At 67.6% G+C, this 2,147-nt stretch carries 2 pseudogenes; one reads left to right on the forward strand and one right to left on the reverse strand.

The window, feature by feature from the left end:
* The first annotated feature begins 313 nt into the window (after positions 1–313).
* Positions 314–1,776, forward strand: a pseudogene (locus ABZV34_RS38750) (IS1182 family transposase).
* A 22-nt stretch (positions 1,777–1,798) separates the two neighbouring features.
* Here the strand turns inward: ABZV34_RS38750 and ABZV34_RS38755 are convergent.
* Positions 1,799–1,903 (reverse strand): annotated as a pseudogene (locus ABZV34_RS38755) (transposase); the annotation flags it as partial.
* Positions 1,904–2,147: the final 244 nt, after the last annotated feature.

Below are 2,147 nucleotides of genomic sequence, written 5' to 3' on the forward strand. Positions count from 1 at the left end.
GTGTCCTGCGCACCCTGGCACCGCAGAACTAGGCCGCGAGCGGGCACCCGCACCCCGTCACACACCGCAACTATCACGTTGCCGAGAAGACCTCAGTGGGGTGATCTTGTTGTCTCTGTGGCCGCGTTCTGGTCCGAGCGGGATTCCGGCGACCACGGTGGAGGTGGCCAGAGCCGCTTTCCCTCGTGGATGCATGGCCATGCGTCTGCGGGACCTTCTCGGTGAACTGTTCGCGGACGAGACCTTCGCCTCCCTGTTCGCTGTCCGGGGCAGGCCCGCACTCGCGCCGGGGAGGTTGGCGCTGGTCAGCGTGATGCAGTTCGCCGAGGGACTGACCGACCGGCAGGCGGCCGACGCAGTCCGTTCTCGGCTGGACTGGAAGTATCTCCTGGGCCTGGAACTACGCGATGCCGGGTTCGACAGCTCGGTGCTCTCGGAGTTCCGCTCCCGGCTCGCCGAGGATGGTCACGCGGAGTGCCTGTTGTTCGAGGCCGTTCTGGAGAAGTTGAAGGATGCCGGATGGGTGGCCGCCGGAGGTCGTCAGCGGACCGATTCCACTCACGTGCTGGCCGCCGTCCGGACGCTGCAGCGACTCGAGCTGGCCGGCGAGACGGTCCGCGCGGCACTCGAAGCGGTCGCGGTCACCGCACCGTCGTGGCTGACCGGGTGGGCGCCGGCGGAGTGGTTCACCCGCTACGGCCCCCGGGTGGACGCCTACCGCTTGCCGCGGGAGGAGTCCGAACGTCTCACGGTGAACCTGCAGTTCGCCGCGGACGGATACCGGTTGCTGGGGGAGATCTTCGCCTCCGGCGCCCCGAGCCTGCTGCGGCAGCTGCCCACCGTGGAGGCCCTTCGGCGGATCTGGATTCAGCAGTTCTACCGAGATCAGGACAGCATCCACCGGCGCGAGCACAAGGGCCTCGGCCGCCCGCTGGGGGCGGCCGCGATCCTCTCGCCGTACGACCTGGACGCCCGCTTTCGCGTGAAGCGCTCGATGGGCTGGACCGGATACACCGTCCAGATCAGCGAGGCCAGCAGTGACCATCTCCCGCACCTGATCACCTACGTGGCCACCGGGCCGGCCACCGCGGCCGACGTCGACACCACCGACCGCGTCCACGAGGTACTCGACCAGCGCGGCCTGCTGCCCGGCGAGCACTACGCCGACAGCGCCTACATCACCGCCGAGAAGGTCCTCAAGGCCCGCGCCCAGGGAGTGGAACTGATCGGCCCGGTCAACCGGGGCAACCAGTGGCAGAGCCGCACCGAGGACGCCTTCGACATTGGTGCCTTCACTGTCGACTGGGACAGCCTGACCGCCACGTGTCCGCAGGGTCACCCCAATACCTGGTCCGGAACCGGCCTGGACCGGCACGGCAATCCCCGAGTGCAGTTCACTTTCAGCCTGACCAACTGCACACCCTGTCCGGTGCGCTCCCGCTGCACCCACGCCAAGACCGCCGCCCGCACTGTCACCCTCCGACCCCGTGACCAGCACGAACTCCTGCAACGGCTTATGCCGAGCAGGCCACCGAGCAATGGCACCGCCGCTACGGCCACCGCGCCGGCGTCGAAGGCACCATCTCCCAGGGCATCCGCGCCTTCGGCCTTCGGCGCAGCCGATACCGCGGCCAGGCGAAAACTGCCGTCCAGCACATCCTGACCGCAACCGCGATCAACCTCACCCGCCTCGATGCCTGGACCAGCGGCACCCCACTCGGCCAGACTCGCATCTCACACATCGCCGCGCTTGCACCCCAGGCCACGACCACATAGGCAAATTCGCCAGCAGAGTCGCCTCGTTGGGGAAGTGCCCGCGGGCGCGAACAGCTCGGCGGATGGGTGCGTTGACGCTCTCGATCGCGCTCGTGCTGCAGATGACCTTGCGGATCTCGACGTCGAAGGAGGGAGTTGCCCCGCAGCCTGAACAGCTCCCTTTTCCTTCAGCACCCAGCAACCCGCGTGAGCATGCAGGCCCTGCACGAGAAGCCCCACCGCGCGGAAGAGGGTGAACCGTTCCGGGTTTGATCGAGGCTCGATCTTTTGGAAGGATTGTCAATCCCCTGGTTGCGTAGAGACGTTGGTTATGCGGCCCGGCCTTGCTGATCGGCCCGCGCTCGCGCTTCCTGGATGATCCGTTCGAACTC

Source organism: Streptomyces sp. NPDC005195, from assembly GCF_040608315.1.
GTDB lineage: Bacteria > Actinomycetota > Actinomycetes > Streptomycetales > Streptomycetaceae > Streptomyces > Streptomyces kaempferi.